Consider the following 5,941-nt stretch of genomic DNA (forward strand, 5'->3'; position numbering starts at 1 on the left):
GCGGGCCGGCCCGCACTCGTGACACGAGGGTCGGCCGACAGCGCCATTCGGCCTTCCGCGACCCCGTGCGCTTTTCGACGGATGAGCGCTTGGCCCGTAGCCCGATGTCCAATCTGGTGCCTCGTACGGGTACTACCGGTCGCCAGTGGCGTTTCAGGCGCTGCTCTGGCAGGCAGGGTGTCGGGCATGGACATCTCGCCGTTCCTGCAGCGCAAACTCGCCCGCCGCTTCGCCACCTTCGACACCAACCATGACGGCTATATCGACCGCACCGACTTCGAGTCGGCCTGCGACCGCCTCGCCGCCGCCTTCCAGCTCGCGCCCGAAGCCCCCGCACTCAAGCAGATGCGGGAGCTCAGCGACGGCCTGTGGCAGCACCTGTCACAGGCCGCGGACACCGACGTCGACGGGCGCATCAGCCTCGCCGAGTACCAGGCGGCGTTCGCCGCCGGGTTGCTGGTCACGCCCGCTTCCTTCGACGCCGGGTACGTGCCGTTCCTCGACGCGCTGATGGACATCGCGGACCAGGACGGCGACGGGAAACTGACCCGGGACGAGCAGGTTCGCTGGTCCGGCGCCCTGATGGGGCTGGCCGAAGCGGACGCTCGCGAGGTCTTCGGCCGCCTCGACCGGGACGCCGACGGCCTGATCAGCCGCGACGACATGCTGCAGGCGATCCGTGAGTTCTACTTCAGCGAGGAGCCCACCTCCACCGGCGTCTGGCTGCTCGGACCACTGGACCCCGCATGACGAGAGAACCTGTCGCCCGAACACGGCTGCTATGTCTGGTCGAACCGGCCGTACGGGGTGATCGACCCAAACACTCACCCGCAGACAACGGCACGCGAGTAGCTGGCCCGGCGGGGTGTGAACGGTCGCTGCTGGCCAACGGTAACGGCCCAACTGCACCCAGCCCGCTCGCGCGGGGCGCCCGGCCAGCCACCATCCCGGCTCACCCGACCCACTTTCCCCACCGCCCCCAGCGGGCTGAAGCCACCAAGAGCCGTCCGCGCCTCGGCGACGCACGCGCCCTGCCGAGTCCGCCGGCCGTGCTGGACAGCGCGTCGACGCCTGGCGCGCGACCCAGGTCGCAGGGCATCTGCCGCAGGCGGCGCACCAGTTGGTGCCTCGGCTCTGTGGCGACCTGCGCCGCGCCGCCTCGGCCTCTCCCCAGAGTGGACCGAGATGAGCGCCATCGCGATGGCCAGGGCGTGGAGGCCGAGGTCGTGCGGGACACGACGTGGGACCGGAGTTCTTCACGGCACGGTTTCACTCCGCTGGGAGCGAAGCCGCCCGTGGCGGAGGCGAGGGCGGAATCGCGCCGGACCGGTCTCGCGCGCGAGGCCCCCTGGCGGGACGCGGGCAGCCGTCGGCCCTCCCGTGGGGAGGCCGGGAGGGACGGCGTGGCCCGCGCAGAGTGGTCTGGGCGAACCAGGGGCGGCGGCTGCCGGACCGGGGGACGCCGCCGGTTGCAGCATCGCACTAGTTCCAGCCACGCAACAGCCTCATGACTGAAAATTGACGCCTGGTCGCGCTCTATTTCTTCGGGGCGGGAGTGGCGGTTCGGGAGCGGCGGACGACGAGGTCATCGTCCGGCCTCCCGTACCTGCTGGCACCGTGCGCAGTAGCGTGCCTGCGGGACGATCATCAGCCGTTCCCGGTCGACGGGACGCCGGCACAGGTGGCAGACGCCGTAGCGGCCCTCGGCGATGCGCTGGAGCGCAGCCTCCACGTCGGCGAGGACCATGCGCGCCGACGCGGCGAGCTTGGCGCGCACTTCGGCCTGCGCCGCCGAACCTCGCCGGCGCGGTGCCCCCTCGCGGGGCACCGCGGCGATCTGCCGCAGTTGCTCCCGGCGGAACAGGCGCTGTTCGTGCAGGTTCTCCTGGAGCGCGGCGAGATCCTCGGGCGACAGGTGCGTGGCACGGTCGCCGATGATCCGGTGGTTCACCACTTCACCCCTTCGAGCAGGACGGGACGAGAACGGGGTCGGACGGGGCGGAGGTGAGCTGTGCGGACGAAGACCGATCAGCCCGGGAGGCCGGTCAGGCGGTGGCGCGGCGCTGGCAGGCGACGCAGTAGCGGGTGTACGGGAGGATCTCCAGGCGTTCGGCGGGGACCGGCTTTGAGCAGGCGAGGCAGGTGCCGTAGGAGCCGTCGTCGATACGGACGGACGCCTCGTCGATCTCCTTGAGGACCCGCCGGATCGCCTCGGCCTGGGCGGACATGAGATGGTCGGCCACGCTCTGGCCGGTCTCCTCCAGGGCCCGCAGCTGGGCCATCCGGGTGCTCCGGGCGTGTTCGAGGCGCCGTCGGGCCTCCTCCGCGGTGAGCCGCCCGGGGCGGGGTTCCAGCCGGGAGTCACGGGTCTCGGTCTCGGAACGGCGAGGTTCGGTCCGGGAGGCGTCGAGCGACACGTCGAGGGTCCTTTCTCAGGGCGCACCAGGGAGAACAGGTGCAGCAGTGGCCGTCCGCCACGGCCGGTGCACGCGTTCTCCACGACCGAGGGCACCGGCCGTACCGGACGGCTCGGGCACCCTCGACTCTGCTCGGCCGGCCCTCGGAATCCCATCGGGCGCAGACCCCATTCACCTGGGTCCGCGGTGACCATACGGCGGCGGCGCGGGACCGCGGATGGGTACGCGGTGCCCTCGGATATGGGGGTCGGCCCCCATCGACGGCGCGCCAGGGGAGGAGGCAGGCTGGGCGCAGGATCGGTCGGGACCAAGAGGCCGCGGCTCCCGCCCCGGGGTGTGCGATGTCCGACGAGAGCCGATCACAGTCGGATCGCAGAAGGAGGAGTTTCCCCGGTGTCGCTGTTCTGGCGGATCTTCGGGCTCAACGCCCTGGTGCTGGGCACCGCGACGGCGCTGCTCCTGTGGGCACCCGTGACCGTCTCCGTGCCGGTGCTGCTGACCGAGGCGATCATCCTGGTCGGCGGCCTCGCCGTCATGCTCGTCGCCAACGGCACCCTGCTGCGCTGGGGGCTGGCCCCGCTGGACCGGCTGACCAGGATGATGACCACCGTCGACCTGCTGCGACCGGGGCAACGGCTGCCGGTGCCCGGCGCTCGCGGCGGGAGCGAGGTGTCGGAGCTGATCCGCACGTTCAACGCCATGCTCGACCGGCTCGAGCATGAACGCGCCACCTCCAGCGCCCGGGTCCTGCTGGCCCAGGAGGCGGAACGCCGCCGTATCGCCCAGGAACTGCACGACGAGGTCGGGCAGAGCATGACCGCGATCCTGCTGGTCCTCAAGCGTGCCGCGGACGACGCCCCGGAGCCGCTCCGCGGGGAACTCCATCAGGCGCAGGAGATCACCCGGGCGAGTCTGGACGAGGTCCGCCGTCTGGTACGCCGCCTGCGCCCCGGCGTACTGGACGACCTGGGCCTGTTCAGCGCACTGACCTCGCTCACCGAGGACTTCGCGACACACACCGGGCTGCGTGTGGTGCGCCGCCTCGACACCGACCTGCCCACCCTCGACCAGGAGAGCGAACTCGTCTTGTACCGGGTGGCCCAGGAGAGCCTGACCAACGCGGCCCGCCACGCGGACGCGCGTCAGGTCGAGGTGTACCTGCACCGAGCCGGCGGAGCGTTGGTACTGGAGATCGCCGACGACGGCCGCGGCATCGAGGCGGCCTGCGAAGGCGCGGGGATCCGCGGCATGCGCGAACGCGCCCTGCTGGCCGGGGCGGCCCTGGACATCACCTCCACACCCGGCACCGGCACCCGGATCCGTCTCACCACGCCCGTCGCCAGGAAGCAGCCCCGACCATGACCGAGCCGACACCGACGTCGACGGCCACGCCGACCACGACGTCGACATCGACGCCCATTCGCATCCTGCTCGCCGACGACCACGCGCTCGTACGCCGGGGCGTGCGTCTCATCCTCGACCGGGAGCCCGACCTGGAGGTCGTCGCCGAAGCCGGGGACGGCGCCGAGGCCATCGAGGCGGCCCGGCGCAGCGGACCGGATCTCGCCGTCCTGGACATCGCCATGCCGCGGCTCACCGGCTTGCAGGCGGCCCGGGAACTGGCCGCGCTCGAACCGGGGCCGCGCATCCTGATGCTGACGATGCACGACAACGAGCAGTACCTGTTCCAGGCGTTGAAGGCCGGCGCCTGCGGCTATGTGCTGAAGTCCGTCGCCGACCGGGACCTGGTCGCCGCCTGCCGGGCCGCGATGCGTGACGAACCGTTCCTCTACCCCGGCGCGGTCACCGCCCTGATCCGCACCTACCTGGACCGGGTCCGGCACGGCGAGCAGAACCCCGAGCACCTCCTCACACCCCGTGAGGAGGAGGTGCTCAAGCTCGTCGCCGAGGGCCATTCCTCCAAGGAGATCGGTGAGATCCTCTTCATCAGCGTCAAGACCGTGCACCGTCACCGGGCCAACCTGCTGCACAAGCTCGGCCTGCGCGACCGGTTGGAGCTGACCCGGTACGCCATTCGCGCCGGGCTCATCGAACCCTGATCCCCGCCCGCCGGCCGCTCCGGTGACAGCGGCACCCGCCAGGAAGGAACGGTGCATGCGCTCGGCACTCCGCACCGTCCCGGCGACCGCTCACCGGTTCGCGGGCCCGCTCTCGGTGCTCCTCGCCGTCCTGCTGGCGCTGGCCCGCGCGGACGCCGTACCCATGGGTCCCAACGGGCCGGTGCCGGCCCCGACGGCCGCCGGGGCCGGCCCTCGGCCCCCGGACACCGGTCACCGCGCGGACGCCCCGTCCGACAGCGGCTTCCCGGCCCAGGCCCGGACACGGTACGGCGGCCTCGCCGAGCACCCGCATCCGCACCTGCAGGCCCCCGACCACAAAGCGACGCCGGCCCAGCGCACCGCCGCCGTCCCCCGCCTCGCCGCACGGACACCGGTGCGCTCCGCGTGCCTGCCCGTTTCCCCCGGCCGGTCGGCTCACGACCGCGGGCGCGCACCTCCGGCACCCACGAGCACCTGAACCGATCCCACTCCCACTCCTTCCCGTCGCGACCACGCGTGCCGCTCCTACCGCCGCTGCTGCTGCCCGCTGCCGCGGTGACCGCCGCCGCGCCGTGACGTGCCCCTGCCGGAGGCTCGTGTTGAAACGCCGGAACAATGCCCGCAACTCCCTGCGCCTGCGTGCGCTCCTCGCCCTCGCCGTGATCGCCGCATCGCTGGCCATCGCCCTCACCACGCCGGTCCGCCTCGGCCTGGACCTGCGGGGCGGCACCCAGATCATGCTCGAGACCCGCTCCACGCCCACCACCGACGCCGACCGGGCGGCCACCGACCGCACCGTGGAGGTGCTGCGCGGCCGTATCGACGCCCTCGGCATCGCCGAGCCGACCCTCGTCCGCTCCGGCGACGACCGCATCCTCGTCGAACTGCCCGGAGTGCAGGACCCGAAGAAAGCCGCCGACGTGCTGGGCCGCACCGCACAGCTCACCGTCCACGCGGTACTCGGCCCGGCCGAGACCCCCGACGCCGCCACCACGCCGCCCACCGAGACCGCCGAGGAGCGGGTCCTGCCGGACGAGTCCGGACAGCCCCTCCGACTGAAGGCCCCCGACCTCACCGGGCAGCACGTCGAGGGCGCCGACGCCCGCTTCGACCAGCAGAGCGGGGCCGGATGGCACGTCACCGTCGACTTCGGCGACTTCGGCAGCGACCGGTGGACGCGGCTCACCGCGCAAGCCGCCTGCCATCCCGCCGGCGACGCGCAGCGCCGGATCGCCATCGTCCTCGACGGCGCGATCATCTCCTCCCCGCAGGTGGACCCCTCCGTGTCGTGCGGCGCGGGCATCCCGGGCGGCACCACCCAGATCACCGGCTCCTTCGACGACACGGAAGCGCGCGAACTGGCCCTGCTCATCTCCGGCGGCGCCCTGCCCGTACCGGTCGAGATCGTCGAACAGCGCACCATCGGCGCCACCCTCGGCGATGCGGCCATCGAGGCCGCGGCCT

At 72.5% G+C, this 5,941-nt stretch carries 7 protein-coding genes; 5 read left to right on the forward strand and 2 right to left on the reverse strand.

All coding sequences use genetic code 11. The annotated features are described in order from the left end of the window. Positions 1-186 precede the first annotated feature (186 nt). A complete protein-coding gene (locus tag CCN42_RS38800) occupies positions 187-750 on the forward strand; it encodes an EF-hand domain-containing protein (RefSeq protein ID WP_086741895.1) in 564 nt (187 codons plus the stop codon). Between the two features lie 835 nt (positions 751-1,585). On the opposite strand, the gene CCN42_RS38805 is transcribed toward CCN42_RS38800, so the two are convergent. Both CCN42_RS38805 and CCN42_RS38810 read right to left on the reverse strand, forming a co-directional pair. Then, complete coding sequence (locus CCN42_RS38805) at positions 1,586-1,954, reverse strand: TraR/DksA family transcriptional regulator (RefSeq protein WP_086741896.1); 369 nt, start codon at positions 1,952-1,954, stop codon at positions 1,586-1,588. Between the two features lie 91 nt (positions 1,955-2,045). Further along, entirely contained in the window at positions 2,046-2,417 is a 372-nt protein-coding gene (locus tag CCN42_RS38810) for a TraR/DksA family transcriptional regulator (protein WP_386583388.1), read from the reverse strand. 393 nt (positions 2,418-2,810) lie between these two features. Between CCN42_RS38810 and CCN42_RS38815 the strand changes: the two genes are divergently transcribed. From CCN42_RS38815 to CCN42_RS38830, 4 genes are all read left to right on the forward strand, one after another. After that, positions 2,811-3,779, forward strand: a complete 969-nt coding sequence (locus CCN42_RS38815) for a HAMP domain-containing sensor histidine kinase (protein WP_169731610.1) — start codon at positions 2,811-2,813, stop codon at positions 3,777-3,779. Continuing rightward, entirely contained in the window at positions 3,776-4,477 is a 702-nt protein-coding gene (locus CCN42_RS38820) for a response regulator (RefSeq protein WP_086741897.1), read from the forward strand. The genes CCN42_RS38815 and CCN42_RS38820 overlap by 4 nt, the downstream gene beginning before the upstream one ends. Before the next feature lie 55 nt (positions 4,478-4,532). Further along, a complete protein-coding gene (locus tag CCN42_RS38825) occupies positions 4,533-4,955 on the forward strand; it encodes a hypothetical protein (RefSeq protein ID WP_086741898.1) in 423 nt (140 codons plus the stop codon). 121 nt (positions 4,956-5,076) lie between these two features. After that, positions 5,077-5,941: SecDF P1 head subdomain-containing protein (locus CCN42_RS38830; protein ID WP_422641258.1), on the forward strand; the 865-nt coding region annotated here is incomplete at its 3' end.

It is taken from the genome of Streptomyces glaucescens, from assembly GCF_002154375.1.
Lineage (GTDB): Bacteria > Actinomycetota > Actinomycetes > Streptomycetales > Streptomycetaceae > Streptomyces > Streptomyces glaucescens.